The organism is Neobacillus sp. NPDC093127 (assembly GCF_044754175.1).
Taxonomy (GTDB): domain Bacteria; phylum Bacillota; class Bacilli; order Bacillales; family Cytobacillaceae; genus Neobacillus.
In genome coordinates this window covers 24,619-49,962 of the sequence record NZ_JBIVOP010000025.1, presented here as the reverse complement: position 1 = coordinate 49,962, position 25,344 = coordinate 24,619, and the positions used below count along the sequence as shown (strand labels likewise).

Below are 25,344 nucleotides of genomic sequence, written 5' to 3'. Positions count from 1 at the left end.
TCTCCTTTTTTATGAATGCATTTTAATGGTTACCTGTGGAAGTAAGCTTTCCACTTTTTCACGGGTACATAAGCCAATAGAAAAAGCAGTAGCACTACCGGCTGCAACACTGAAACGAAAAGCCTCTTCAATCGATTTTGTTCTTGCATAAGTTGCGATAAATCCAGCTACAAGAGAATCTCCTGCACCGACAGAACTTATCACTTTCCCTTTAGGGACAGTGGCGATTAAAGTGATTTCGTTATTGATGAGTACGGCACCTTTTTCAGCAAGAGAAACAATCACATTTTGAACACCTTGGTTAATGAGCTCTTTTCCATACGGGATTACCTCTTCACAGGTAGTAATAACGGTATTGAATAAATCTCCAAGCTCATGGTGATTCGGTTTAATCAGGAATGGTTTTAACGGGATCACTTTCCTTAATAAATCCCCCTCGGCATCAACGACAAATTTTGTTCCGTTTTCATTGCATATTTTCACAAGCTCTTCATAGGTATGATCGGGCATAGAAGCTGGGATACTCCCTGCTAATACGAGAATATCCTTACTTGTAAGCCCGCGGATTTTACTCTTCAATGCTTCGTAGTTTTCCTTAGTAATGCTGGGTCCTTGTGCGTTTATTTCTGTTTCTGTTTCAGATTTAAGCTTTACATTTATTCGTGTATCTTCTTTAATTCGGACAAACTCTGCCTGGATATCTAGTGATTTTAAGAATCCTTCAATATAGTCGCCGGTAAACCCCCCTAAAAATCCAAGTGCTTTACTGTCAACGTCCAATCTTTTTAATACCTGGGATACATTAATCCCTTTTCCACCAGGAAATTTAGCTTCATTGTTTGTTCGGTTTAATTCGCCCAAGGCTACTTGATCAAGTTCTATCATGTAATCAAGAGAAGGGTTTAAAGTTAATGTATAGATCATGAGGTCACAACCCTTATCTTTGTTTTATTAATAAATTGCTCTTCGATATCAAGGTCAATTTCATTTGTTATGATGGTTGCTAAATGTAGATCAGCTATTTTTGCAAAAGCTATTTCTGAAAACTTTGTTTCATCCGCTAATACATAAGCTTCTCGTGTTAAAGAAATCGCTTGTTGTTTGATCATTGCTTCTTCTTGATCTGGTGTTGTATAGCCAAATTGGGGGTGAATTCCATTTACTCCCATGAAGCATTTATCAAAACGATAATGTTCAAGACTTTCTAATGCCCCTCGACCTATCATGGCTTTTGTTGTTGGCTTTACAAATCCACCGACTAAAAAGGTTTTTATATTTTTCTCGAGAAGTTCATTCGCATGCATAAGTCCATTTGTTACAACGACAATGTTAGTTGGAAGATAAGGAATCATTTCAAAAACAGTTGATCCGGCATCTAAATAAATACAATCGCCCGCTTCTACTAAATTCCCGGCATACTGAGCGATCTGCCGTTTTGCTTGAAGGTTTTTGGAAGATTTCTCTGTCATGCTCGGTTCTTGGAGTTTCCCTTGGAGTCTTGCCGCACCGCCATGAACCCTCTTAAGAAATTTTCCTTGTTCTAACTGAGTTAAATCACGACGAATGGTTGATTCTGAAGCATTAGTTAAGTCTACGAGTTCCTGAATTTTGACCGAATTCTTTTCTTTTAACGCTTCTAAAATAATTTGATGGCGTTCTGACTCTAACATAATCCGCCCTCCTAAAACGCTTTCATTTTGTGATTAATATCATCATATGGCATTTCATTTAATAAATCAATCAAAATCTTTCAACTTCAATCAGAAAATCATTCATTTCATTCCAAAGATGAGCAAATTCATTCACATCAATAAAATAACTGGTTAGAAAAATAACTCAAACATTTAGGAGGGGGAAAATTGGGAATACTGCCCTAATTCAATTCATTTATTATATAATTAAAGTAAATTGTAGGATTTTCCTACTTTTGCTTGCTTCGGAACCATTTCCATTTCAAGAAAAACATATAGCAGAATTTCAATCATTTCTACCAAATACAAAAATCTTTTTAGTCGACGGTGAAATGTTTTGGTATGGAGCGAAAATGGTTATAGCAGGGTTATATTTAAAAAAATTAACAAAAGAAATAGAGAAGAGCATTGTGTAGGATTTTCAATAAAAAGTTTTTTTTCAATAAAATTTAAACATGCTATACTTGGGGAACTAATAGGGGTTCTGAAAGGAGTTAAATATATTGAAGTATATAAAATCGCAAATGCAACAGCTAATCAAGGATAATAAAGAATTGCATACACGGTTAAAAGAGTTGAAGGCAGAACATGGCCTTGAAAAAAATAATGCCCTCAAGGCTTTGTACCATTCAGAAGTTGCTGACGGGGGAAAGTATCAGTTAGCTTACCAAGCACTTGACCAGCCAAAAAAGTAGACTTACTTTAGGCTTTAAGGTGAAATATGAGGATGGTTCTATTGTTTAGTGAACCGTCCCTATTGATGATTATGGTAGCCAACTAACCAATAATCAATGTCTTGTATCTGTATTTTGGCCAGTAACAAATACATTTTATCTGATTGTTAGCATCAGGAGGATTGCGTGAAATGATAACAGAAGGGACATTTAATGGTGTCGATGGAATAGAGCTGTTTTTTCAAGTAATCGAACCATTAACGGCTCCAAAAGCAGCAGTTATAGTAGTGCACGGCCATGGGGATCACAGCGGAGGGCTTCAAAATATTAGTGCAAGTTTGGTTGATAAAGAATATATTGTGTATGCCTACGATTTGCGCGGTCATGGTATGAGCACTGGAAAAAGGGGATATATACAGTCTTGGGATGAATATAGAGGAGATTTACACGAGTTTCGAAAGCTCGTTTCTCTCGATCAGCCCGAATTGCCCTTGTATATCGTCGGACACAGCATTGGGGGCCTGATGACTCTCGAGTATGCTTTGGACCATAGTGCGGGTATTTCAGGAATTATGGCGATTTCACCTGCCATTTCTTATGAAGTAACACCAATTGAACAGTTAGGTATAAGACTAATGGGGAAGGTTAAGCCAGACTTTAGTATCAAAAAAACGGGCAGGATTCGATTGCTAAAGAAAAAGTCAGCGATGCAAGCTAAATACGAATCTGACAGTTTACGTCACAATATCGTGACACCTGGTTTAGGACGCAGCTTAATCCAAACGATTTCACGGGTAGTAAAAAAAGCACCGGCGATTACTCTGCCAATTTTATTACAATACGGCCTGGATGATAAAATTACTCCCCCAACAAAGCTGCGCCACTTCTTTAACCTTGCTTCCTCATCGGATAAACAGCTATATGAATACCCTTCAGCTAGGCATCGTCCGTTTGATGAAGCAGGAAAAGAGAAGTTTTTAAGCGATTTAGCCGACTGGTTAGATCACCAGTTTGATAAGCAACAAAAGGTAACTTGCAGAAAGTTTGTTAAAGGTGCCTGTTAGAGCATGATTCTCAAAAGGTGGGTTCCAAAATAAATAAAAAAGGTTCCTGACCCGATGTGTTAAAGATTAAACACACTGGGGGTCAGGAACCTTTTTGGCGTTAAGTAACCCATGAGTTTGCCAGCAGATTACTTAATTGCCAGGAAATGAGGAGGAATGTCGACTAATGCTGCAGGAATGCCAGTTGATAAAAAAACAACAGCGCAAACAAGTAAAGCAGTGGATGAACTTCACGCCATTTGCCTTTCACTGCCTTTAACAGTGGGTAGCTAATGAAACCCAGGGCGATTCCCGTTGATATGCTAGAAGTGAGCGGCATGCTAAGGATAATTAAGAATGCTGGGAAGGCTTCTTCAAGTTTGTCCCAGCGGATTTTTGAGATGCTGCCCATCATTAAGCTGCCAACAATAATGAGAGCTGGTGCGGTAATCGCAGAAAGACCGGACACTGCGCCAACGAGCGGCCCAAAGAAGGCCGATAGAATAAACAAAATGGCAACCGTCAGGGAGGTTAGACCAGTCCGGCCGCCGGCAGCGACTCCTGAAGTCGACTCAATAAAAGCAGTTGTCGGGCTCGTTCCAAACATTGCGCCAATGGTAGTACCTATCGAATCGGAAAGTAAGGCTTTACGGGCACGCGGTAATTTGTCGTTCTTCATTAACCCCGCCTGATTAGCGACACCAATCATGGTGCCAGTTGTGTCAAAAATCGTGACAAGAATGAAGGAAAATACAACGGTATAAAGGCTGTGCTGAATGACATCTGTCAGCGCTGTTATTGGATTGGCAACAATTAGTCCTTCGGGAAGAGAAGGGAACGACATAATTCCTTTGTCGAAGGAAAGTTGGTTGGTAAAGTAGGCGATTAGGCCCGTAATGACCATTCCAAAAAATAAGGCACCATTCACCCCAAGTACCATTAATACAAGGGTGACGGCTAGTCCAACAAGCGCCAGAATTACTTCCGGAGAGTGAAGATCCCCCAAAGTGACTAAGTTGGTCGGATGGGCCGTGATAATTTTTGTAAGGCGCAGACCGATAAAAGCAATAAATAAGCCAATTCCAGCCGTAATCCCATGTTTGAGGTTCTCCGGGATTGCCTCCATTAATTTTTCCCGAAACGTAGTTAACGATAAAATGACAAAGATAATCCCAGCAACAAAAACGGCTGCAAAGGCCGTTTGGTAGGTGATTCCGTGATGGGCTCCGACGACGGAATAGGCAAAGTAAGCGTTAAGTCCCATTCCCGGAGCGATAGCGATGGGGTAATTGGCAAAAAGCGCCATCCAAAGTGTACCAACAACTGAGGCGATAATGGTCGCTGTGAAGACTTGTTCAAACGGAACACCTGCATCAGAGAGAATAATCGGGTTTACAACAACAATATAAACCATGGTGAAAAAGGTTGTGATTCCGGCAATTAATTCCGTTTTGGTATTTGTTTGATTTTCTTTTAACTTAAACATCAGTTTTTCCTCCAAAATACGAACTATTTTTTAAGAACCTATATATATTATTCGTTTTTAGGCGGAATTTCAATAGTTAACTATTATATTGCCCATTTCGATGGCGTTTATTTTGGGGATGCCTAACTCCTTATGCGTTAAAGCTTTAACATGCTGGGTGGCAGGCGCCGCTTCTCCAGAAAAATTACTGGCGAGTAAGAGTAATTTACTGGCGGATAAACAACAATAACTGGCGTGTTATTTTAAAATAATAAAATATTGAATTTGGTAGCAATAGAGTTGTTGGAAACGGTTGCAATAAAAATTAAAATATTTACAATTGACAGAATAATAAAACTATAATACTATTTTAATATAAATTAAACCTTCGTAACACGAAAAAAATACATCATAGAAAGTGAAGGTAATCGTTATGTCACAAATGCTAGCTTTAGTCATTGTCGTACTTATTCTATTAATTGGGGACTGGGTAGCGGTACGAACCAAAGCCTGGGTGCCGTCAATCTTTATCTCAGCCGTTTTATTTCTTATTGGTTATTGGACATTCTTTCCAAAGGAAATCGTTTCAGTAGCAGGGATACCGCCGGTTGTTGCAACCATGCTGATGTACCTGCTTATTACGAATATGGGAACATTGCTATCTCTAAAGGAATTGAAGGAACAATGGAAAACCATTGTCATTGCCCTTTCGGGGATTTTAGGGATTATTGCACTATTGTTTGGGATTGGAACCTTTATTTATGGGTTTGAAACAATTGTTGTTGCCATCCCGCCATTGGTTGGCGGTGTAGTATCGGCGTTGATCATGTCCGAGGGGGCCAAGGAAGCGGGCCTCGCATCCCTATCGGTGTTCGCTATCGTCATCTACGTTATGCAGGGGTTTGCAGGATATCCACTTACCTCAATCATGTTGAAAAAAGAAGGGAAAAGACTTCTTACCCAATATCGCCAGGGAGATTTAGCAGTTAAAGGACAACCCGAAGCGGCTGCAGAAGTAGCAGCATCAGTTGAATCTGCTATACCTGAGCTTAAGCTATTTAAAAAGCTGCCTGAAAAATATAACACGGAGTACTTTAAGTTTTTTAGACTTGCTTTAGTTGCTTTTCTAGCCTACTTGGTTTCCACTCTATTGGCACCTATTGTTTCCATTAGCCCGTTTGTTCTTTGCTTATTGTTTGGGATTATTGCAAAAAGCATTGGTTTTCTGGAGAAGCAAGTCTTACAAAAGGCAAATGCATTTGGTTTTGCCTTAATGGGTCTTATGCTGTTTGTATTTGACGGGTTAAAACAAGCAACACCAAGCATGATGCTGGAAATTATTTATCCGCTTGTGGGTACAATTGTGATTGGCGTAATCGGTATGTACATCTTCTCCTTTATTGCAGGTAAAATCCTAAAAGTAAGCAAGGAAATGGCATTCGCAGTATCCTTAACGGCATTATATGGATTTCCAGCTGACTACATCATCACAAACGAAGTAATTAAATCATTAACAAATGATGAGAAAGAAAAAGAGATGCTGACAAGCCACATGCTGCCGCCAATGCTGGTCGGCGGGTTCATCACTGTTACGATTGTATCGGTTATACTGGCAGGCATCTTTGTGAAATTTTTATAAGAAAAGTGGAAGCGCCCTGGTCAGCGGCGTATGGCCCGGAGCGCTCCAACTGAGATAAAGGAAACACGGTGAGCATAGCGAACCGATGTTGACTTATCGTAGGGCGGAGAGCGAAGGACACTAGCCGCTAGGGCGCTGGAGCAAGACATATATAATAAGGAGGCGATTTGAATGGAGACCCTTCAACTACGAATTGAAGAACATATTAACAAATTAAGTCATTTCACAGCCACACCCGGAAAAGGGACAACAAGGCTGACATATAGTAAGGAAGACAGGCTGGCTAGGAACTATATTATTGAAAAAATGAAGGAATACGGATTGGCTGTCAGTGAAGATGGAATGGGTAATATCTTCGGAAAGCTGGAAGGTACTCTAAAGGACGCGCCGAGCGTTCTAATCGGTTCCCATTTTGATTCAGTTCCAAATGGAGGCTCTTATGACGGCCCTGCAGGTGTAGTCGCGGGGCTAGAAGTGGCTGCACTTTTTGCCGAAAATAAACTAATACCCAGATACCCATTAGAAATTATTGCACTTATCGAGGAAGAAGGTGCACGATTCGGCGGCGGGCTGATGGGCTCTAGAGGTATGACCGGTTTGCTGAGTGAGGATGAATTTAAAAATTTAAAGGACAAAAATGGGATCTCCACAGAAGAAGCGATGGTAAAAATCGGATTGGATCCATCGCTTCCCAAAAAAAGAGATCCTAAAACAATCAAGGCATTCCTAGAAATGCATATCGAACAAGGGCCAATTCTCGAGGAAAAAGATATTCCGATTGGCGTAGTAGAGGCTATTGTCGGGCTGACCCAATTTGAAGTAACGGTGGAAGGGCAGGCAGGACATGCGGGTACCACACCGATGGATCGCCGCTCGGATGCACTTGTTACCGCTGCTAAGATGATTGCTCAATTTCCTGGCCTCGCCATCGAAGAAGGGAAAGGAACAGTCATTACAACGGGGCAATTAAATGTTTTTCCAAACGGTGCCAATGTCATCCCGAAAAAGACCGTTTTTACAGTAGATATACGGTCCGGCAAGGAAGAACATATCCAGAATGTCATTCGGAAACTGAACGAACTAATAGAATTATATAGTACGAATGGAATTAAGATTACGGCTGAACAGCAGTTATTTATGCAGCCAAAAGCTATGAACCAAGAGATTGTCGCTCTTATGAAACAAATCAGCGGTGAATTGGAAACACCATATTGTTCGATTAATAGTGGAGCAGGTCACGATGCGATGGTCTTTTCCGATGTTACAGCTGTAGGGATGCTGTTCATTCCAAGTAAAGATGGCCTGAGCCATTGTCCTGAGGAATGGTCAGAATCTAAGCATATCGCAAATGCCGTACAGATTTTTTACGAAACAGCAAAGAAATTAACGGAGGCTTCGTCAAATGATTAATGAAAAAATAAAACAAGCGATACAACAATATAGTGAGGAATTAACAGCCATTCGGAGAAAGCTTCATAGTGAGCCTGAGCTATCTTGGGAAGAAGAAAACACAACCGCTTTTGTCTGCGACTATCTTGAAAATCTAGGAATCTCTTATCGAAGAGCTGTACCAACAGGTGTCATTGCCACAATCGAAGGCGGAAAACCAGGTAAAACAGTAGCATTAAGAGGAGATATGGATGCCTTATCGGTGGAAGAATTGAATAAGGATCTGCCATATGCATCAAAGACAGATGGCAAAATGCATGCATGCGGCCATGACGCCCATACTGCGATGCTCTTGATTGCTGCCAAAGCTTTAAATGAGAGCAAGGAAGAACTGCCAGGCAATGTCCGGTTATTGTTCCAGCCTGCTGAAGAGGTAGCGGAAGGTGCTAAAGCATTCGTAAAACAAGGGGCTGTTGACGGAGTGGATAACGTTTTCGGTATTCATATTTGGTCACAAATGCCTACAAACAAGGTTTCTTGTCCAGCGGGGCCATCCTTTGCGTCAGCGGATCTTTTTACGGTAACTTTCAAAGGAAGAGGCGGACATGGTGCACTGCCGCATGCTTGTATTGATGCAGCGATTGTAGCTTCATCGTTTGTGATGAATGTACAAACAATTGTTTCGAGAACGGTTGATACCCTAAATCCTGCTGTTCTTACCGTTGGGAAAATGACAGTCGGTACCCGCTTCAATGTTATTGCAGAAAATGCGGTAATTGAGGGAACTGTCCGCTGCTTCGACCCTCAAACTAGAGACCATATTGAAGCGCAGCTCAAGCATTATGCAGAACAGGCCGCGGCTATGTACGGTGCAACGGTAAAAGTGGATTATATCCGCGGTACTCAGGCTGTTAATAACGATGAGTACAGTGCTAAATTGGTTCAAAAAGTGGCCGCAGAAGCATTTGGCGCAGATGCTGTCTATTTTGAAAAGCCGACAATGGGCGGTGAGGATTTCAGCGAATATATGGCTGAAGTACCTGGCAGCTTCGCTCTTGTGGGCAGCGGCAACCCTGAAAAAGATACAGAGTGGGCGCACCATCATGGTAAATTCAACATCGACGAAGACGCACTCGTTACCGGTGCGGAATTATACGCGCAATATGCTTGGGCTTATTTAACTGAATAAAGCTGATGCCTGACCCCGCGCATCGGGGGTCAGGCACCATTTTCAATTTCTCATCGAGCTTGTATTATCTAAAACAAGCCCCACTTTAGCCCCAAACACTTTCAGCAATAGCAATGACGTGTTTTATCTTATTCCATTGATCTTCTTCGGTTAATTTGTTGCCTTCCTCGGTACTTGCAAACCCGCATTGAGGACTTAAGGATAAGTTTTCTAAAGGAATAGAATGGCTTGCTTCTTTAATTCTTTCTTTAATCGTATCAGGGTTTTCTAGTTCCGGGAATTTAGAAGTTATTAATCCTAGTACAACTGTTTGGTCAGCGCGTTTAAACCTTTTTAATGGTTCAAAATCCCCCGAGCGGCCGTCATCATATTCTAAGAAGAGTCCATCTACCTTTAAATCAGCAAATATGGCATCAGAGATCTGATCGTAACCGCCGCTAGTTATATATGTAGACCTGAAGTTTCCACGGCAAATATGCATCGTGATAACCATATCTTCAGGTTTTTTAGAAATGGCTTCATTTAAACAGCGTACTCTTGTTTCGATGATATCCTGTACTCCCATATTAAGTTTTTCAACGACTGCTTGAATCCGTTCTTCCGAAACAAAATCAATCCAAGAAGTATCATCTAATTGTAAATATCGGCACCCTGCGTCATAGAAGGCTTGAATGGATTTTTGGTAAGCCGCAACTGTATCATGAAAGAACTGTTCGCTGTTATCGTTATAATATTCATCCCCCTGAATTCTAGTAAATAACATATTAGGGCTTGGAATCGAGAACTTAGCCACTTGACCGCCATCGCCATAGCGGTCGACTGCCTGTTTTAAGAACTTGAAATGTTCTAACATATAATGATCATTGAAGTCTACTTTACCAACGACTTTAATGGCTTTATTTTTAGTTTTCGCTCCTTGGAAGTTACTAATATATTCCGTTTCAAACTCTTCTACGCCATCTAAGCCTGATAAGAAATCGAAGTGCCACCATGAACGTCTAAACTCACCGTCAGTGATGGAGTTAAGGCCAACTTCGATTTGTTTTTGAACAAGTTTCTCAATTTCTTGATCCTCTATCTTCTTTAAGGTATCTTTATCAATTTCTCCTTTTGCAAAAGCTTTTCTTGCCTCTTTAATTGGTTCTGTTCTTAAAAAGCTGCCTACATGATCGGCTTTAAATGGTGCTTTCACTGCTGTCTTTGTCATGTAAAATTCCTTCTTTCTTTAATAATTTGGCGGTGTTAAAAGTGAATGTTGATTTCCGTTCCAGGCGCTTCGCTTTCCGCGGGGCGGGCGGTGAGCCTCCTCGGCGCTAAAGCGCCTGCGGGGTCTCACCTGTCCCGCTGCTCCCGCAGGAGTCTCGCGCCTTCCACTCCAATCAACATTGTGATCAAAATCAACAATATTCTTTAACACAGCCAACAATTAAAAAACCTCTTCTCACAAATAAGAAGAGGAAATCATTATCGGCACTGGTTCTCTTCTTATCTTCAAGCAAATCGCTCCTGGAATTGGCACAGTACTAACGTAAGTCTGCTGCCGAGGTATCGCGGGGCCAGTCCCTCCACCTCTCTTGATAAGAGTTTTCTAAACTATTTAATTATTAATTACCTTACATTCGTTTTACTATTCTGTCAAATAGGAAGTAAATCATGACATCAAAAATCAAAAGGTAAAACTCTGTAAAATCCAGTAAATTGAAAAGAATGATTTAAACCAGCTTACTTTGTCTAAAATGGTAGAGAGGTGATTTGATGAAATTTCTATTAATCTTCGGAAGTATTTTTGCACCAGGTCTCATGTTCTTTGTGATGAAAATCAAGCCTAAATTACGTGTGGTTTTTAATATATGCGCCATTGTATCTGCACTAGTTTTTGGGAATATTTCCTCTCTCGCCATTTACGAGATTATTAAAGATAAAACCGTATTCATGACCAATATCCATGGTATATTCCTAAATCCACTTTTCTTACTAACGGGTTCCTATTTGGGTATATATTTTATCAATCGAATGGTGCTATGGATGGTAGATGAAATATAGAGAACAGTGTCTTAATACTTTTGCCTGAGCCCCGATGCCTTAACGCTTTAACACACTGGGGGTCAGGCATCGGTTTTCCAGAAAAGTACCAATCGATGGATATGGGAATTGGAACCCAAACCTGAAAAAAGGTGAAAGAAAGCTGTCCAAAGTCCCCGCTTTCACAGAAGTAAATTTTAAACATAAGATGGATTACAGAAAAGAATGAGAATGAAGGGGAGGACTATGGAGTGCCTTCAGTCATTAATTTAGGAATATTTAATGTCAACTCTCCACAGGCCAGCTCAGCCATCTTTATTGGTGAATCAATTGTTACCGGGATGGACGCCAATAGAAAATATAATTTAGGCTTTGGGGGTATTTATGGAATTGGAAACGTGCAGGCCGGAAACTTAGCCAATAATCTAGATAGCTTTGAGGTTATTGACGGGGCAATCTTTGACAATGATATTAAACCAAATCTTGGTGCGAATATATAATATTTAAGCGATATTCCCCAAAATATTCCCTTTGCCCCGTTCTGGAAAGAAGAAAAAAACAACAAACCCATATTTTAACTGGGGTTTGTTGTTTTTTTGGTCCTGGCATTTTCTTCCGCTTGTTCTTGTTTGATTCCCTTCTTTTTCTTCGGCACACGCTCGTAATTGGTTAATGAGGCAGTAGCATGATCAAAGGTGTTCCGATCTCCGTGGATATTCCCTAAGCCCTGGTTATGTTTTTTGCTGCTTTTAAAGTCTTCAATAAAATTGTTTCCGATACTAAAGCAAGAAGCCTCTTCAATGGTCCCGATTTTGATGGTCCCGATATGAAAGGTCGGGGATAAAATGGGGGAAGACATGAACTATTCATCCTCCCATGTTTCTTTGTTTTTCACCCAACAATTATAGGTTAACTTATTTTCATTTCCAGACAAGGTTCCAACCGCTTCGTTTATCGTCGTTTGACAAGAAAATTGTTTGTGTCGGTTTTTTTCACCAATGAAAATACCGGCAGCTGTTTTCAGTTGGTCTACGGTAATATTCCCGAATGTCATTTCGATCATATGCAGGAGCTCCTTTCCTTTCTTTAAAATATCAGAATTTATATCATTGGACTTTGAGAAATGTCCAGCTCCAGCGCCCTAGCGGCTAGTGTCCTTCACACTCCGCCCTACGATAAGTCAACATCGGATCGCTACGCTCTCCGTGTTTCCTTTATCTCAGTTGGAGTGCTCCAGGCCATACGCCGCTGACCAGGGCGCTTGCGCTTTTCTTAGTACCTTATTCAATGATTTGGGCGTTTGACACCTTTGTTTGCTATTTCTTAGGCAATCGTCACCATCCTAAATCCAAACACATAAGGTACATTAAATAGAAGGAAAGGTGTATAGGAACGATACATGAACAAGATCTTAACGGAAACGTGGTGATCAGGATTTGAAAAATACGTCACAATTTAATTTTATCGGAGATATCAATGTCCAAACCATGCAAAGGCAATCTGGTATTTTTATAGGGGAAGAAAATAATGCCATCGGCTGGAGTACCCATGGCAAAGAAAATAATGTGATTGGGGGGATTAGTGGTCAGTCTAATCTTCTTTTTCAAAATATCTCTATTCTAAATGATCCTGATTTTATCGATACTCCCATTGATGACCGTGATATTAATATTTCATTTGCGAATCCAAGTAAGGAAGATGCTTCGAGCATCACGCTTGGATCCGTTAATGTTAATACGATGGAGCAAAATAGCTCTGTATTCCTTGGAAATGCTCATGTGACGGGGATGGACGCCAATGAAAAAGTGAATTTTTCACAAGGTGCTGTATTTGGAAATCAAAATCAATTTTTGAATAATTTAAATACAAATAATGATCAAGATTTTATTGATGGCATTATGGAAGATCAAGATATCAAGATTGCTAATTTAAAGTGAAAATTCAATGATTACTGAAACGATAACCTTTAGCTGTTTTGGTTATTTTTTTTTGACTTGGTGCGTTAGTTTCTGACATTGTTTCTTGTTTCGCCTTCTCTTTATCCATTTTTAAAATGTAAGGGTGGGAAAGGTCTTCCGTGCTTCCAATATTATTTCCAATAATAAGTTTTCCGCTCAACTCGTCAATTTCTAGATTGTCTAGTCGGAAAATAATGTTTTCTAAATAATCAATTTGAACATGATCAAATTGAATGTTTTTTCCAACCTCCTCCTTTTGTTTTTGCTCAAGCAGTTCAATAATTCGATCTAATTTATTGAGAAGAAGAGAGTCTATTTTATTTTCTTTTTCGATCTGTTTCTTTTTAAAAGAAAAAAATTTAAACATAAACTCCCTCCAAACGGTTCAATGGGGGAACTTAATATCAATAGGAGTCCGTCCATTTTCCGCTTTTTGCATGATTATGTACAGGCTGAATTTTTCGTATCGCGTAAGACACCTTTTTTTAATTTATGCGGTGGATAGTAGACATATTCCGGTGCCTGACAATACCTGAGAGGGAACAGTGTAATTGTTTTAGGGGGCAAACAAATAATGTTTTATTGTTAGTAAATAGGGTATCGAGAAGAGTGGGTAATTAAATTTACCTGCTTTTTCATTTTAAGAGGTACATATTTTCGTTGGGAGGTTCATTTTATGGAAAATAAGAAGGCAGTACAGTTAAAGAAATTTACCATCGATAACGAAGAACAAGCAGGTTTAACGACTAACCAAGGATTAAGAATGGCGGAGGATGAATTTTCTTTAAAAGCCGGTTTAAGAGGCCCTACCTTGATGGAGGATTTTCATTTTCGAGAAAAAATGACGCATTTTGATCATGAACGAATCCCAGAACGTGTTGTTCATGCGCGCGGAGTGGGGGCACATGGCATCTTTCAGCTCTATGAATCTTTATCCGAATATACGAAAGCTGATTTTCTTAATGACACCTCTAAAACAACCCCGGTATTTGCACGCATTTCCACCGTACAGGGCTCAAGAGGGTCAAGCGATACAGTTCGAGACGTCCGTGGATTTGCGACCAAATTCTATACGGATGAAGGCAATTTTGATTTAGTTGGTAATAATATGCCTGTTTTCTTTATCCAAGATGCGATTAAATTCCCTGACCTTGTACACGCTCTAAAGCCTGAGCCTCACAATGAAATTCCCCAAGGTGCCAGCGCCCACGATACGTTTTGGGATTTCATTGGCCAAAATCCTGAATCCGCCCATATGATTCTGTGGTTAATGAGTGACCGCGCGATTCCAAGGAGCTTACGTATGATGGAAGGCTTTGGTGTCCATACGTTCCGACTTATCAACGCTGATGGTAAAGCACATTTTGTGAAATTTCACTGGAAACCGCTGCTCGGTATCCATTCTCAAGTCTGGGATGAAGCACAAAGGGCTGCCGGTAAAAATCCTGACTTTCACCGTCAAGACTTATATGAAGCAATTGAAAAAGGTGATTTTCCTGAATGGGAGCTAGGTTTACAAGTGATTGCTGAAGAAGATGAATTCAGCTTTGATTTTGATATTTTAGATCCGACAAAATTATGGCCCGAAGAAGAAATCCCTGTGAAAATCGTTGGTAAAATGACATTAAACCGTAATGTCAACAACTTCTTTGCAGAAACAGAACAAGTCGCTTTTCATCCTGGACATGTTGTACCAGGCATCGATTTTTCCAACGATCCTCTTTTACAAGGACGGTTATTTTCTTATACGGATACGCAGCTTTCCCGTCTGGGAGGGCCCAACTTCCATCAAATTCCGATTAATCAACCTGTGTGCCCTTTCCACAATAACCAACGGGATGGAATGCACCAAATGACGATTCATCATGGTCAAACAAGCTACCATCGGAACGGTTTAAATGCCAATCAACCTGAACCTGTGCCAGTTGAACTGGGCGGTTATGATCATTATCAAGAAAAAATCGACGGGCGAAAAATTAGGGGCCGCAGTGATAGTTTCCTAGACTTTTACTCGCAAGCGAAGTTATTCTATAACAGTCTCGCTCCCTTTGAACAAGAACATTTAATAGCTGCATGCAGCTTTGAACTTGGCAAATGCAAATCAGACTTGGTAAAAAATAATGCTGTGGCCCTGTTCAATCATATCGATCGACAACTGGCACAAGAAGTTGCCGATAACATAGGCGCAGAACTTCCTGAAGAAAATCTTGAAGTTAAATCCGATAAAAAATCGCCAGCTCTTAGCATGGCAAACACGGTTAGCAAACCTGATACAAAAACTGTGGCCATTTTGTTAAATGGTGAAACCGATGATGAAAAATTAACAGAATGGGTTAAAACATTAGCACAGTATAATGTAAATTATAGTATTGTTGCTAAAAGGATTCGTGCCATTAATGCTGTACTAAAAGTGACAGATACCTTTGATACAGCAGAATCAAGTCTTTTTGATGCTGCATTATTAATCAGCACGGAGCCTGAAATTGAAACGCCTGTATTGGAATTCATTGAAACCACCTTTAAACATTTTAAACCATTGGCTTTAGCTATAAGTAATAGCCAAGCATTGGAGCGGAGTCGTGTCCATTTAAACACGGCCGGTGTTTACGATTTATCACAAGCGGACATTCACCAATTTGTTGAAGGAATTGGACAAGGCCGATTTTGGGAACGCCAACTTTGAAGATTTTTTTAAGATAGAATTTAGATCATTGTAAAAACGGTGCCTGACACCCGAAATAGGTGCCTGCCCCCCAGTGCAGAAACGCCTTAACACTGGGGGGCAGGTACCTATTTTTAGAATAAAAGTAAAGTTAACTTTACAAAATGAACACTTTACTTTACAATGAATGTAATCAAATGGAATTTGAGGTAATTACTATGGTGATAAAAAATCGGGTAAAGGAATTAAGGGCAAGGCATGATTTTACCCAGGGAAATCTTGCCGACCTTGTCAATGTAACGAGACAAACGATTATTGCATTAGAGAAAGGAAGCTATGTACCATCGCTAATGCTTGCGATGAATATTGCCAGAACTTTTAAGCTGCCAATTGAAGAAATCTTTTATTTGGAGGATGAGGAATCATGAATATTTTTCGCCAGGGGTCCGCTATTATTGCAATGTTGATGTTATTTGGGGGTGCAATGTCAGCATTTTATTATGCATCCGTTGATATTACTGAATATTTCAAAGATCCATCACGGGATTATCTTTTTGAAGTAAATGTTGTACCTTTTATACTCTTTTTTGTTATTGGCGGTTTATTGACCTTTTTTTCATACCGGAAAAAGAAAGGGCAGAATAAAAACTTTGCGAAGATATTCTGGCTTCCGGATGAGTTTGAAGAAAAGGACGAACGTGAACAACAGATTACAGCACGAGCTTGCAGGGCTGCTTACATTAGCATGCTGTATGCTTTTCCAATCATAACTGCATTGTTACTGCTTTATCCTTTTATTTCCAAAGTGGTTCCCTATTATCCCATCCTTGTATTTACACTCCTTCCTTTAACACAGATTATGACCTATTTAATTTCTTGGCAGAAAAATAATAAATAACTTTAGACAAAAAAAGTTGGTGCCTGACACCCGATGTGATAATCCTTTATCAATTCGGGTGTCAGGCACCGTTCTAAATTTTTTATTTTGATGATGGGGCTGGGTTAAAAATATGACTTAACTTTTCATATACGGGTAATGTCGGTGCGATAATAACTTTCCCGGTACCTCTAAACGTTTGAAGCAGACCCTCGCCGGAAGCAACAGAGCCGAAAATGCTTTTTGTTGATTTTTCAACGGTAAAATCAATGTTTCCAAGCCGGAATAGCGTGAAATTCCCGTCCACTTGCACCATTTCATTTTGAAGTTCAAACTCCACCAGTTCCTCTTCCGGAACAGGGATTTCAAATAGGCAAAATCCGCTTCCAGATACTTTTGTTTGGAATAATCCTTCACCGCCGGCAATGGCAGAGGAAACATTTTTCATTGCCTGAACAGAAACAGAAACGCTCGATTCGCAGCAATAAAAAAGACCCTTATCCGCAATAATTTCTTCGTTATTAAGTTCTACTATCATATAGTGTTTAAAACTTGGTTCTAAGTAAATAATCCCGCTGCCTTGGTATTGCGGTTTAATCATCGATTCATTGGCTAAAACACTGGAGGCTAATCCCTTTAAAAACCCTTTTGCACCCGTTCCACCTAAACTTTTTAACGTAATATTCCCTTTCATAAACTGCAGTGCACCAGATTCAGCGGTAAGGGAGCTATTTTTGAGTGTAACCCTAACTTGTCTCAACTTAATATTTGATTTTTGCGCAAAATAAAGCTTTTCGGCAACATTAAAATTATCATTACCGCCTAAATTCTGGTATTCTAAAACCTCGATTTTTATATTTTGATTTTCGACAAAACTAACCACTTGATATGCTTCAGACATCTCAATTTCTCCTTCTTCATTTTATATATTTTGAGTAAATTTCATCATTCTAAACTTTGGTTTGCCTAAGTATTCAAGAGAAAAAAAGGAGAATCTACCCAATATTTCAAAATGTATAGTGATCAAACTCCACTTAGAGATGGGAGGAAAAACCTCCCTATATCTTGTATTATAGTACAAGAAGATCCATTTTTCATGGAGGAATGGAAATATACAACGCCAACAATCTTTGGAAGTAGAATCCACATCATGCCAATGATAGACTAATCGGTTTAAAAAAATGCCGACGATTTGTCCATCATCATGTCTAATTTCCCAGCTCCGGTGTCTTATATTCTTAAAAGCTAACCAATACGGACGATTTCCTTGGCATCGGACTCTTATAGGCCTTATAAGCTACCCAACTTGGACTAACTTCACGGCTTCGGTCGCTTATAGCTCAATTAGGACATTCACCGTTTAAGTCGCACTTGGCCCAAAATAGGAAGGAAAATCCCTTATCAGTGAGTATGAAGGACTAATCTTTAGCAGAAAGCCAGTGATTAGTCCTTCATAATCTAAGTATCATTATATATACAAAAAGCAGAGGAGGTTTATTCATTCGAATAAACGTCCTCTGCTTTTGTTAAATAACCGCCTGTCTCTATAGTCCCCCAAGATAGGCTTTTTTAATTTCTTCACTTGCCTGCAATTCAGCCGCGGTCCCTGAAATTTCGATGCGGCCGGTTTCGATGACATAGGCGCGGTTGGCAATTGATAATGCCATGTTGGCGTTTTGTTCAACAAGCAGGACGGTCGTTCCGTCCTTATTGATCTGCTCAATAATGTTAAAAATTTGTTTTACCATTAGTGGTGCCAATCCCATAGAAGGCTCGTCGAGGAGCAGTAGCTTTGGCTTGGCCATGATGGCACGGCCCATTGCCAGCATTTGCTGTTCTCCACCGGAAAGTGTACCGGATAATTGCTTGCGGCGTTCCAAAAGTCGAGGGAATAGCTCATATACTTTTTCCATATCCTTGCGAACCCCGCTGGCATCCTTTCTTGTATAGGCTCCCAATTCCAAATTTTCCTCTACTGACATGTTGGAAAAAACACGGCGTCCTTCTGGGACGTGTGAAATTCCGGCCTTTACAATCGCCTGAGGAGCCTTGGAAGAAATCGGTCCGCCTAAGTATTCAATCGCACCTGATTTTGGCTTGAGAAGGCCGGATAAGGTTTTTAGAAGCGTACTTTTTCCTGCACCGTTTGCACCGATTAAAGTAACAATTTCGCCTTCCTGTACCTCTAATGAAATTCCTTTGAGTGCATGAATGTTTCCATAAAATACATTAATATCGTTGACTTTAAGCATGCTTGCTTGGAACCTCCTCTCCTAAGTAGGCCTCAATCACCTTCGGGTGGCTGCGAATTACCTCTGGTGTTCCTTCTGCAATCAACTGGCCATGGTCGAGTACATAAATTCGTTCACAGATGCCCATGATTAGCTGCATATCATGTTCAATTAACAAAATCGTTAGACCAAACTGTTTACGAATAAATGAGATTAGTTCCATTAGTTCGTGGGTCTCTTGCGGATTCATCCCGGCTGCCGGTTCATCCAGCAGCAACAGTTTCGGACCTGCAGCTAAAGCACGGGCGATTTCTAATCGACGCTGCTGCCCGTATGGTAAATTTTTAGCCATTTCATTCTTTAAACCATCTAGGTTAAAAATTTTCAAAAATTCGAGCGCTTTATTCTCCATATTTTTTTCCTCAGAAAAATGGGAAGGCAGACGGAAAATGGAACTCAAAATTGAGTTTTTCGCTAACGAATGATAAGCAACCTTTACATTGTCTAACACGGATAGTTCACTGAACAGGCGAATATTTTGAAAGGTACGGCTGATTCCGCTTTGGGTCACCTTGTAAGGAGGCAAGCCGTTCAGCTGCTTTCCGTTAAATAAAATCTCACCCTCAGTTGGTACGTAGACACCTGTTAACAAATTAAAGCTTGTCGTTTTCCCGGCGCCATTTGGCCCGATTAGACCAACCAGTTCACCTTGATGCAGTTCCATATTAAAGCCAGAAACAGCTTTTAATCCGCCAAACTGAATGCCGGCATTTTTTACTTCTAGCAGTGCCATTCTAATTGCCTCCTTTTGCCGGTTTCCACTTAAATAAATCTGTGATTTCACGTGTACCCATCAAGCCTTGTGGACGGTACAGCATGACGATTACCAAGACTAAGCTATAGATAATCATTCGTGTTTCCGGATATTGCGCTAAAAACGCTGAAACAACGGTTAATAGGATGGCTGAAAGCACCGACCCTGTCAGGCTGCCAAGACCACCTAAGACAACGAAGATGAGAATATCAAATGATTTTAAGAAACCGAAATTGCCGGGCTGTAAGATATAGAAATTATGTGAAAATAACCCGCCGGCAATTCCGGCAAAAAATGATCCGATGGCAAAAGCAAGAACTTTATAATAGGTAGTATTGATTCCCATGGCATCGGCAGCAATCTCATTTTCCCGAACCGCAATACATGCACGTCCATGTCTGGAATTGGTAAAGTTGGCGATCACCAGAATCGTAATAAATAGACAGACAAACGTGATGGTCCAGGTGGTAAGATGGGAGACCTGCATCCCAGCTGCTCCGCCAACATAGTCAATATTAAATAACACAATCCGAATGATTTCCGCAAAACCGAGGGTGGCAATGGCCAAATAGTCCCCTCGCAACCTTAAGGTAGGAATCCCTACAATAAGACCAGTAAGAGCGGCAACTACTCCGCCAATTACGATGGCGAGAATAAACGGCAACTCAAATTTCATCGTGGCAATGGCCGAAATATAAGCCCCGACTGCCAAGAACCCAGCATGGCCGATGGAGAACTGGCCGGTAATGCCAATGACCAAATGGAGGCTGACTGCTAAAATAATATTTATTGAGATTGTAATGAACAAGTTACTATAATATTGATTTAATAATCCAGAGGCGATGAAAAATTGGACGACTCCATACACAATCGCCGCTAGAATCACAAATGCCCAAAATGGTTTTGATTTCTTCATTATTTTTCACCTATACTTTCTCTCTTGTATTTTTACCAAAGATGCCTGATGGTTTAAAGATCAGTATGAGAATCAGAATGATAAAGGCGGCTGCATCTCTCCATAAAGAAAATCCTGCGGCACTGACCATTGATTCGACGGAACCGAGGATAATTCCGCCAACCATCGCTCCCGGAATGCTGCCGATACCGCCCAAAACAGCTGCAACGAACGCTTTTAACCCAGGAATCACACCCATTAATGGTTCAACTTTTGTATAATAGGCCCCCGAACACGACCCCGGCCGCTCCTGCTAATGCCGATCCAATGGCAAATGTGAAGGAAATCGTTTTGTCAACGTTTATTCCCATTAAGCGGGCAGCATCCATGTCAAGAGATACAGCACGCATCGCTTTACCCATTTTTGTGCGGTGAACAATAAATTGTAAAATAATCATTAGGATGATAGAGGTTAATAAGATAAATAAAGACTTGCTATTAATTTGGGCACCAAATAAATGGATGGCTTTGTTTGGTAAAACGTCAGCAGGATACGCTTCTGGCTGTGCTCCACGTATATAAATCATTAAATATTCAATCAACAGAGACATACCAATTGCTGTAATCAAAGCAGCGATTCTCGTAGCATTCCGAAGCCGTTTATAGGCAATCCGTTCAATTAATACTCCAAATACAGCACAGACAGCCATTGATATAATGAGTGCGGGCAAGAAGCTTAATCCCCATCCCGTAATCGCATAGAACCCAATAAAGGCACCTACCATAACTACATCACCGTGTGCAAAGTTGATCAATTTAATGATTCCATACACCATTGTGTATCCTAATGCGATTAAGGCATAGATGCTGCCGAGTGAAATTCCATTTATTAGCTGTTGTAACCAATCCATGCGTGTTTTCTCCTTTTTTCTAGGGCATTGTTACCCTTGTCTGTTCATTTGCGCTCCTATCAATATAGTGTGTGAAATCAACCATTTTTTAGAAAAGCCTTTTTTAAAAAAGTAAAATGGAAGGATAATCCTTCCATTTTACTGGTCTGTTTATTAAGGATTAATTTTTGTGTTAAACACTTGCTTACCGTCTTTGTACTCTAAAATTGTTGCAGTTTTAATTGGGTGGTGATTTTTATCAAGTGATAATACCCCAGTTACAAGGGATAAATCTTTGGTTTTTGCTAATTCTTTTTGAATTTTAACGGAGTCTGTGCTGCCAGCACGCTTAATGGCATCGGCTAAGAAATATACTGTGTCATAACCAAGTGCATTGAAAGCGTTAGGGGCATCACCATTGTTCTTATCTTTGAATGCTGTAACAAATTCTTGAACCTTCTTATCTGGATCCTCAGTAGAATAGTGGTTGATTAGGTAGGTGTTATTTAATGCATCAGCACCGGCTAAATCAACTAATTTAGGCGAATCCCAGCCATCAGCACCCATTAATGGAACGGTGATACCTAGCTCGCGGGCTTGCTTCACAATTAAGCCAACCTCTTCATAATAGCCTGGGATAAAAATAAATGATGGATTTTTCGCCTTGATGTTAGTTAATGTAGCACGGAAGTCAGTATCCTTTGCTACATATGATTCTTCTTTAACGATTTTACCGCCGGCTTTTTTAAATGTTTCCTTGAAAGCATTGGAAAGTCCTTTTGCATAGTCACTTGAGTTGTCGGAAAAGATGGCTGCATCTTTAACTTTTAAATTATTCAAAGCAAAATTGGCTGCAACTGTACCTTGAAATGGATCAATGAAAGATGTACGGAAAACGAATTCTCTTACTTTTCCTTTTTCATCTACAGTAACAGTTGGGCTTGTTCCCCCTGGCGCCATAAGAACTGTCTTGGTATCATTTGCAATCTGCGCTTGTGCAACGGTATTTCCGCTTGTTGCGGCCCCAATTACAGCATTTACTTTGTCTTGGCTTGTAAGTTTAATGATACCGTTTGTAGCTTCAGCCGCTTCTGATTTATTGTCTACTTTAATGACTTTGATTTGTTTCCCCTCAACGCCGCCAGCCTTGTTAATTTCAGCTACGGCCATTTCAACACCTTTGGTCATTGATTCACCATAGGATGCAACGTTACCGGAAAGCTCCATGTTTACTCCAAGCTTGAAGTCCTTGGAATTACCGCCGTCGCCACCGTTCGCTGAACAACCGGCAAGGATTCCGGCAGCTAAAGCTGATGCCATAAACACCTTACTAAATTTCATTTTCATCTCTAGTTCCCCTTCTGAAAGTTTTTGATTTTTCTGACACTATTATCCGAAATGGAGTATCGGTAAATGATAGTTAGAAATGATTTAACAATTAGTATATTAAAACAATTTTTTTCTTTCGTCTAGTATATTATTTCAATATTTCAGAAATTTATAATTTTTTGGAAATGATTGTGCTTTCATGTTGAAAATGATAGTAAAAACGAGAAAAATCATATATCATTACTAAAAATGACATGGATTAACAAAGGTGGAATTAGAGTTAATAGAATTTGAATAATAAAATAGTGTAGTTAAATTATTCTAATAGTATTGGAACGGGAAAATGGATTGGGAAAGTGGGTGCCTGACTCCCGATGCGTTAAAGCTTTAAAACACTGGGGGTCAGGCACCGATTTTAGAGAAAAAAGGAGAACCTCCTCAACATTTCAAAATGTATAGTGATCAGACACCACTCAGAAATGAAAGGAAAAACCTTTCTATATCTTGTATTAAAGTATAAGAAAGTCCATTTTTCATGAAGGAGATTGTTCATCTGAAATATTTTCATAGCGCTTACAATGAGACTATTTACAAAGTTAAAATGATTCAGTAAAATGAGGATAATGTTGTATACAAGTACACAAAAAAAGATTTAACTAATAGGGGAGCTGAGTAGCTATGCAGTATCCTGCCTCATGGTTACAAGGGGCTTCACTTGGAGAGAAAATTGCTTGTGAGTTACGTCTGCAAATTGTAAGTGGAACTATTAAACCTAACACTATATTATCCGAAAACCAGATTGCAGATGAATTTGGTACTAGTAGATCTCCGGTTAGAGAAGCTTTAAAAACACTTTTTACTGAAGGTTTAATCCGCTTGGAACGTATGGGAGCAGTAGTACTGGGGTTGACTCCAAAGGATATTGAGGAAATATACGACGTTCGTTTTTTTATTGAAACGTTTATTTTGGAACGACTTTCGAAAATTCAACATGAAAATTTAGTCACTGCACTAAATCAAATCATTGATAAGATGGAAATGGCAGCTAAGCACCACGATTTTATCGAGTTCGCTTATCAAGATCTACATTTCCATGAAATTATGATTTTAGAGGGTGATCACACAAGAATTCTTCATTTGTGGAATAATATTCGCCACATTGTACTTGCGGCGCTGTTAGTGGCAACAGAAAAAAGGTTCACAGCAGAAACACATGAAATTAAACCTTTAATAGATAAACACCGATTGATTGTAAACGCTTTAATTTCAAAAGATAGCAGCAATATGAAACAGGTAATCCAAGAGCATTTTGAAGATACTCGACATACGGTAAATAACACTGTCCTTAATCATAAAATACATGAAAGATAGGCAGAACCAAGATGGAGTCTTCATACCAATTGGATATAAAAAATGTATTCAAACACATCTTGTCGACAAGTACACAACATTCGATTATTGAAGTTGTCGACAAGTACACCAGGTTAATGATTAGTTATTTTACACTTTTCATAAATAAATCAATTTTTAGGAGGAAAAAGAAATGACTGTTATGAAAGCCGGATTGTATCTATCTGAAAAAAATGTGGTATTAGGGACTTTAGAAAAACCAACATTGAAACAGGGAGAGGCATTAATAAAGGTATCCTCCGCAGGTATTTGCGGCACTGATATGATGATTTATTTTGGAAAGCACCCTAGAGCCAAAGCTCCTCTGGCAATGGGCCATGAATTCAGTGGAGTGATTGAAGAAATCAATGGTGATTCCACATTTACTGTAGGAGATAGAGTTGTTGTGGAACCTACGATTAGCTGCGGTAAGTGTGATGCTTGTCTATCAGGAAATTCCCATGTTTGTAAAACGCTTGGATTAATCGGGATTGATTCACACGGCGGTTTTGCGGAATATGTAGCTGTTCCATTACATCGGCTGCATGAGGTGCCAAATACGTTATCCGATGAACATGCCGCACTTGCAGAACCCGTGGCTGTTGGGATACACACTGTACGGCGCTCGAATGTTAAAGTAGGAGATACAGTGTTGGTACTAGGAGCGGGTCCAATTGGTTTATTAATTGCTCTTACAGCAAAATTAGCAGGAGCAGATAAAATATTTATTTCTGACATTAGTCCGTATCGTTTAGGTAAGGCGGAAGAACTTGGCTTTATTGTTTTGGATAGCAAAAAAGTAGATGTAGTAGAAGAAGTGAAGGCTGCAACAAATGGAAATGGCGCAGATGTTGTTTTCGAGGTTGCAGGCAATAACATCACAGCGAATCAGATGATTCATGCTTGTCGAACACAGGGTCAAATCGTTGTTGTAAGTGTTTTTAAACAACCCCCAACCATTGATCTTGCAGCGATGCATTTCCGAGAACTGTCGCTAACGACGACACGATGCTATAGCCATTCAGATTTTGCAACCGCCATCAGTATGATGGCAAGTGGACAAATTGATGTCACGTCATTGATTTCACATCAATTGCCGCTTAATGAAATCGAAAAAGGATTTCAGCTTATGACAAACCCGGAAGAGTCTTTAAAAATCTTAATTCAGCCAAGCTTGTAAGGGGGAA

At 39.9% G+C, this 25,344-nt stretch carries 26 protein-coding genes, 1 pseudogene and 1 riboswitch; of the genes and pseudogenes, 14 read left to right on the top strand and 13 right to left on the bottom strand.

Going from position 1 to position 25,344, the window contains the following annotated elements:
• Positions 1–9: 9 nt before the first annotated feature.
• Both pfkB and ACIQCO_RS24230 read right to left on the bottom strand, forming a co-directional pair.
• A complete protein-coding gene (pfkB, locus tag ACIQCO_RS24235; RefSeq protein WP_400433893.1) occupies positions 10–924 on the bottom strand; it encodes a 1-phosphofructokinase in 915 nt (304 codons plus the stop codon).
• Positions 921–1,670 carry a DeoR/GlpR family DNA-binding transcription regulator gene (locus tag ACIQCO_RS24230; protein ID WP_400433890.1) on the bottom strand — a complete coding sequence of 250 codons (750 nt, stop codon included), beginning with the start codon at positions 1,668–1,670 and terminating at the stop codon, positions 921–923. The genes pfkB and ACIQCO_RS24230 overlap by 4 nt, the downstream gene beginning before the upstream one ends.
• Before the next feature lie 524 nt (positions 1,671–2,194).
• Here ACIQCO_RS24230 and ACIQCO_RS24225 point away from each other — a divergent pair.
• Positions 2,195–2,386, top strand: coding sequence for a hypothetical protein (locus ACIQCO_RS24225; protein WP_160725156.1), 192 nt, complete (start codon positions 2,195–2,197; stop codon positions 2,384–2,386).
• 170 nt (positions 2,387–2,556) lie between these two features.
• The gene (locus tag ACIQCO_RS24220) at positions 2,557–3,429 is read left to right on the top strand and encodes an alpha/beta hydrolase (protein ID WP_400433887.1); all 873 of its coding nucleotides are present in this window, start codon (positions 2,557–2,559) and stop codon (positions 3,427–3,429) included.
• Positions 3,430–3,592: 163 nt separating this feature from the next.
• Here ACIQCO_RS24220 and ACIQCO_RS24215 read toward each other — a convergent pair whose 3' ends face one another.
• Complete coding sequence (locus tag ACIQCO_RS24215) at positions 3,593–4,894, bottom strand: NCS2 family permease (RefSeq protein WP_400433885.1); 1,302 nt, start codon at positions 4,892–4,894, stop codon at positions 3,593–3,595.
• Between the two features lie 100 nt (positions 4,895–4,994).
• Between ACIQCO_RS24215 and ACIQCO_RS24210 the strand changes: the two genes are divergently transcribed.
• From ACIQCO_RS24210 to ACIQCO_RS24195, 4 genes are all read left to right on the top strand, one after another.
• Positions 4,995–5,123, top strand: coding sequence for a hypothetical protein (locus ACIQCO_RS24210; protein WP_400433883.1), 129 nt, complete (start codon positions 4,995–4,997; stop codon positions 5,121–5,123).
• A gap of 183 nt (positions 5,124–5,306) precedes the next feature.
• Positions 5,307–6,512: a hypothetical protein gene (locus ACIQCO_RS24205; protein WP_400433880.1), complete on the top strand. Its 1,206-nt coding sequence runs from the start codon at positions 5,307–5,309 to the stop codon at positions 6,510–6,512.
• Between the two features lie 171 nt (positions 6,513–6,683).
• Positions 6,684–7,922, top strand: a complete 1,239-nt coding sequence (locus ACIQCO_RS24200) for a Zn-dependent hydrolase (RefSeq protein ID WP_400433877.1) — start codon at positions 6,684–6,686, stop codon at positions 7,920–7,922.
• On the top strand, positions 7,915–9,090 hold the full coding sequence (locus ACIQCO_RS24195) for an amidohydrolase (RefSeq protein WP_400433874.1): 1,176 nt from the start codon (positions 7,915–7,917) through the stop codon (positions 9,088–9,090). Before ACIQCO_RS24200 ends, ACIQCO_RS24195 begins: the two co-directional genes overlap by 8 nt.
• A gap of 85 nt (positions 9,091–9,175) precedes the next feature.
• Here ACIQCO_RS24195 and ACIQCO_RS24190 read toward each other — a convergent pair whose 3' ends face one another.
• A complete protein-coding gene (locus ACIQCO_RS24190; RefSeq protein ID WP_400433871.1) occupies positions 9,176–10,297 on the bottom strand; it encodes a 5-methyltetrahydropteroyltriglutamate--homocysteine S-methyltransferase in 1,122 nt (373 codons plus the stop codon).
• A 275-nt stretch (positions 10,298–10,572) separates the two neighbouring features.
• A riboswitch (SAM riboswitch) is annotated at positions 10,573–10,674 on the bottom strand.
• Positions 10,675–10,845: 171 nt separating this feature from the next.
• Between ACIQCO_RS24190 and ACIQCO_RS24185 the strand changes: the two genes are divergently transcribed.
• Positions 10,846–11,133: a transposase gene (locus ACIQCO_RS24185; protein ID WP_400433869.1), complete on the top strand. Its 288-nt coding sequence runs from the start codon at positions 10,846–10,848 to the stop codon at positions 11,131–11,133.
• Between the two features lie 230 nt (positions 11,134–11,363).
• Positions 11,364–11,612 (top strand): hypothetical protein, encoded by a 249-nt coding sequence (locus tag ACIQCO_RS24180; RefSeq protein WP_400433866.1) that lies wholly within the window; start codon positions 11,364–11,366, stop codon positions 11,610–11,612.
• A 74-nt stretch (positions 11,613–11,686) separates the two neighbouring features.
• Here ACIQCO_RS24180 and ACIQCO_RS24175 read toward each other — a convergent pair whose 3' ends face one another.
• A complete protein-coding gene (locus ACIQCO_RS24175; protein WP_400433863.1) occupies positions 11,687–11,971 on the bottom strand; it encodes a hypothetical protein in 285 nt (94 codons plus the stop codon).
• Positions 11,972–11,974: 3 nt separating this feature from the next.
• Positions 11,975–12,175 carry a hypothetical protein gene (locus ACIQCO_RS24170; RefSeq protein WP_400433860.1) on the bottom strand — a complete coding sequence of 67 codons (201 nt, stop codon included), beginning with the start codon at positions 12,173–12,175 and terminating at the stop codon, positions 11,975–11,977.
• A gap of 373 nt (positions 12,176–12,548) precedes the next feature.
• Here ACIQCO_RS24170 and ACIQCO_RS24165 point away from each other — a divergent pair, with 373 nt between their 5' ends.
• On the top strand, positions 12,549–13,049 hold the full coding sequence (locus ACIQCO_RS24165) for a hypothetical protein (protein WP_400433857.1): 501 nt from the start codon (positions 12,549–12,551) through the stop codon (positions 13,047–13,049).
• 4 nt (positions 13,050–13,053) lie between these two features.
• Here the strand turns inward: ACIQCO_RS24165 and ACIQCO_RS24160 are convergent, their stop codons facing one another.
• Complete coding sequence (locus ACIQCO_RS24160; RefSeq protein WP_400433854.1) at positions 13,054–13,437, bottom strand: hypothetical protein; 384 nt, start codon at positions 13,435–13,437, stop codon at positions 13,054–13,056.
• Positions 13,438–13,746: 309 nt separating this feature from the next.
• Between ACIQCO_RS24160 and ACIQCO_RS24155 the strand changes: the two genes are divergently transcribed.
• The 3 genes from ACIQCO_RS24155 to ACIQCO_RS24145 all read left to right on the top strand — a co-directional run bounded on the left by ACIQCO_RS24155 (position 13,747) and on the right by ACIQCO_RS24145 (position 16,630).
• Entirely contained in the window at positions 13,747–15,753 is a 2,007-nt protein-coding gene (locus tag ACIQCO_RS24155; protein ID WP_400433851.1) for a catalase, read from the top strand.
• Positions 15,754–15,950: 197 nt separating this feature from the next.
• Entirely contained in the window at positions 15,951–16,160 is a 210-nt protein-coding gene (locus tag ACIQCO_RS24150; protein WP_400433849.1) for a helix-turn-helix transcriptional regulator, read from the top strand.
• Positions 16,157–16,630: a hypothetical protein gene (locus tag ACIQCO_RS24145; RefSeq protein WP_400433846.1), complete on the top strand. Its 474-nt coding sequence runs from the start codon at positions 16,157–16,159 to the stop codon at positions 16,628–16,630. The genes ACIQCO_RS24150 and ACIQCO_RS24145 overlap by 4 nt, the downstream gene beginning before the upstream one ends.
• Before the next feature lie 82 nt (positions 16,631–16,712).
• Here ACIQCO_RS24145 and ACIQCO_RS24140 read toward each other — a convergent pair whose 3' ends face one another.
• The 6 genes and pseudogenes from ACIQCO_RS24140 to ACIQCO_RS24115 form a co-directional block, all read right to left on the bottom strand.
• Positions 16,713–17,510, bottom strand: a complete 798-nt coding sequence (locus ACIQCO_RS24140) for an AIM24 family protein (RefSeq protein WP_400433844.1) — start codon at positions 17,508–17,510, stop codon at positions 16,713–16,715.
• Positions 17,511–18,153: 643 nt separating this feature from the next.
• Positions 18,154–18,861: an ABC transporter ATP-binding protein gene (locus tag ACIQCO_RS24135; protein ID WP_400433841.1), complete on the bottom strand. Its 708-nt coding sequence runs from the start codon at positions 18,859–18,861 to the stop codon at positions 18,154–18,156.
• Positions 18,854–19,633 carry an ABC transporter ATP-binding protein gene (locus ACIQCO_RS24130; protein WP_400433838.1) on the bottom strand — a complete coding sequence of 260 codons (780 nt, stop codon included), beginning with the start codon at positions 19,631–19,633 and terminating at the stop codon, positions 18,854–18,856. The genes ACIQCO_RS24135 and ACIQCO_RS24130 overlap by 8 nt, the downstream gene beginning before the upstream one ends.
• Position 19,634: 1 nt before the next feature.
• Positions 19,635–20,570 (bottom strand): branched-chain amino acid ABC transporter permease, encoded by a 936-nt coding sequence (locus ACIQCO_RS24125; RefSeq protein ID WP_400433835.1) that lies wholly within the window; start codon positions 20,568–20,570, stop codon positions 19,635–19,637.
• Between the two features lie 10 nt (positions 20,571–20,580).
• Positions 20,581–21,460 (bottom strand): annotated as a pseudogene (locus tag ACIQCO_RS24120) (branched-chain amino acid ABC transporter permease).
• A 153-nt stretch (positions 21,461–21,613) separates the two neighbouring features.
• Positions 21,614–22,786 (bottom strand): ABC transporter substrate-binding protein, encoded by a 1,173-nt coding sequence (locus tag ACIQCO_RS24115; RefSeq protein ID WP_400433832.1) that lies wholly within the window; start codon positions 22,784–22,786, stop codon positions 21,614–21,616.
• 660 nt (positions 22,787–23,446) lie between these two features.
• On the opposite strand from ACIQCO_RS24115, the gene ACIQCO_RS24110 reads away from it, so the two are divergent.
• Together ACIQCO_RS24110 and ACIQCO_RS24105 are read left to right on the top strand one after the other, a co-directional pair.
• A complete protein-coding gene (locus ACIQCO_RS24110; protein WP_400433829.1) occupies positions 23,447–24,139 on the top strand; it encodes a GntR family transcriptional regulator in 693 nt (230 codons plus the stop codon).
• Between the two features lie 172 nt (positions 24,140–24,311).
• Positions 24,312–25,337 carry a zinc-dependent alcohol dehydrogenase gene (locus tag ACIQCO_RS24105; protein ID WP_400433826.1) on the top strand — a complete coding sequence of 342 codons (1,026 nt, stop codon included), beginning with the start codon at positions 24,312–24,314 and terminating at the stop codon, positions 25,335–25,337.
• Positions 25,338–25,344 lie beyond the last annotated feature (7 nt).

Excerpts from the sequence above, each read along its gene's own strand:
- pfkB (WP_400433893.1), bottom strand. The coding sequence starts at position 924 with ATGATCTATACATTAACTTTAAACCCTTCTCTTGATTACATGATAGAA.
- ACIQCO_RS24230 (WP_400433890.1), bottom strand. The coding sequence starts at position 1,670 with ATGTTAGAGTCAGAACGCCATCAAATTATTTTAGAAGCGTTAAAAGAA.
- ACIQCO_RS24220 (WP_400433887.1), top strand. The coding sequence starts at position 2,557 with ATGATAACAGAAGGGACATTTAATGGTGTCGATGGAATAGAGCTGTTT.
- ACIQCO_RS24215 (WP_400433885.1), bottom strand. The coding sequence starts at position 4,894 with ATGTTTAAGTTAAAAGAAAATCAAACAAATACCAAAACGGAATTAATT.
- ACIQCO_RS24210 (WP_400433883.1), top strand. The coding sequence starts at position 4,995 with ATGGCGTTTATTTTGGGGATGCCTAACTCCTTATGCGTTAAAGCTTTA.
- ACIQCO_RS24205 (WP_400433880.1), top strand. The coding sequence starts at position 5,307 with ATGTCACAAATGCTAGCTTTAGTCATTGTCGTACTTATTCTATTAATT.
- ACIQCO_RS24200 (WP_400433877.1), top strand. The coding sequence starts at position 6,684 with ATGGAGACCCTTCAACTACGAATTGAAGAACATATTAACAAATTAAGT.
- ACIQCO_RS24195 (WP_400433874.1), top strand. The coding sequence starts at position 7,915 with ATGATTAATGAAAAAATAAAACAAGCGATACAACAATATAGTGAGGAA.
- ACIQCO_RS24190 (WP_400433871.1), bottom strand. The coding sequence starts at position 10,297 with ATGACAAAGACAGCAGTGAAAGCACCATTTAAAGCCGATCATGTAGGC.
- ACIQCO_RS24185 (WP_400433869.1), top strand. The coding sequence starts at position 10,846 with ATGAAATTTCTATTAATCTTCGGAAGTATTTTTGCACCAGGTCTCATG.
- ACIQCO_RS24175 (WP_400433863.1), bottom strand. The coding sequence starts at position 11,971 with ATGTCTTCCCCCATTTTATCCCCGACCTTTCATATCGGGACCATCAAA.
- ACIQCO_RS24170 (WP_400433860.1), bottom strand. The coding sequence starts at position 12,175 with ATGATCGAAATGACATTCGGGAATATTACCGTAGACCAACTGAAAACA.
- ACIQCO_RS24160 (WP_400433854.1), bottom strand. The coding sequence starts at position 13,437 with ATGTTTAAATTTTTTTCTTTTAAAAAGAAACAGATCGAAAAAGAAAAT.
- ACIQCO_RS24155 (WP_400433851.1), top strand. The coding sequence starts at position 13,747 with ATGGAAAATAAGAAGGCAGTACAGTTAAAGAAATTTACCATCGATAAC.
- ACIQCO_RS24150 (WP_400433849.1), top strand. The coding sequence starts at position 15,951 with ATGGTGATAAAAAATCGGGTAAAGGAATTAAGGGCAAGGCATGATTTT.
- ACIQCO_RS24145 (WP_400433846.1), top strand. The coding sequence starts at position 16,157 with ATGAATATTTTTCGCCAGGGGTCCGCTATTATTGCAATGTTGATGTTA.
- ACIQCO_RS24140 (WP_400433844.1), bottom strand. The coding sequence starts at position 17,510 with ATGTCTGAAGCATATCAAGTGGTTAGTTTTGTCGAAAATCAAAATATA.
- ACIQCO_RS24135 (WP_400433841.1), bottom strand. The coding sequence starts at position 18,861 with ATGCTTAAAGTCAACGATATTAATGTATTTTATGGAAACATTCATGCA.
- ACIQCO_RS24130 (WP_400433838.1), bottom strand. The coding sequence starts at position 19,633 with ATGGCACTGCTAGAAGTAAAAAATGCCGGCATTCAGTTTGGCGGATTA.
- ACIQCO_RS24125 (WP_400433835.1), bottom strand. The coding sequence starts at position 20,570 with ATGAAGAAATCAAAACCATTTTGGGCATTTGTGATTCTAGCGGCGATT.
- ACIQCO_RS24115 (WP_400433832.1), bottom strand. The coding sequence starts at position 22,786 with ATGAAAATGAAATTTAGTAAGGTGTTTATGGCATCAGCTTTAGCTGCC.
- ACIQCO_RS24110 (WP_400433829.1), top strand. The coding sequence starts at position 23,447 with ATGCAGTATCCTGCCTCATGGTTACAAGGGGCTTCACTTGGAGAGAAA.
- ACIQCO_RS24105 (WP_400433826.1), top strand. The coding sequence starts at position 24,312 with ATGACTGTTATGAAAGCCGGATTGTATCTATCTGAAAAAAATGTGGTA.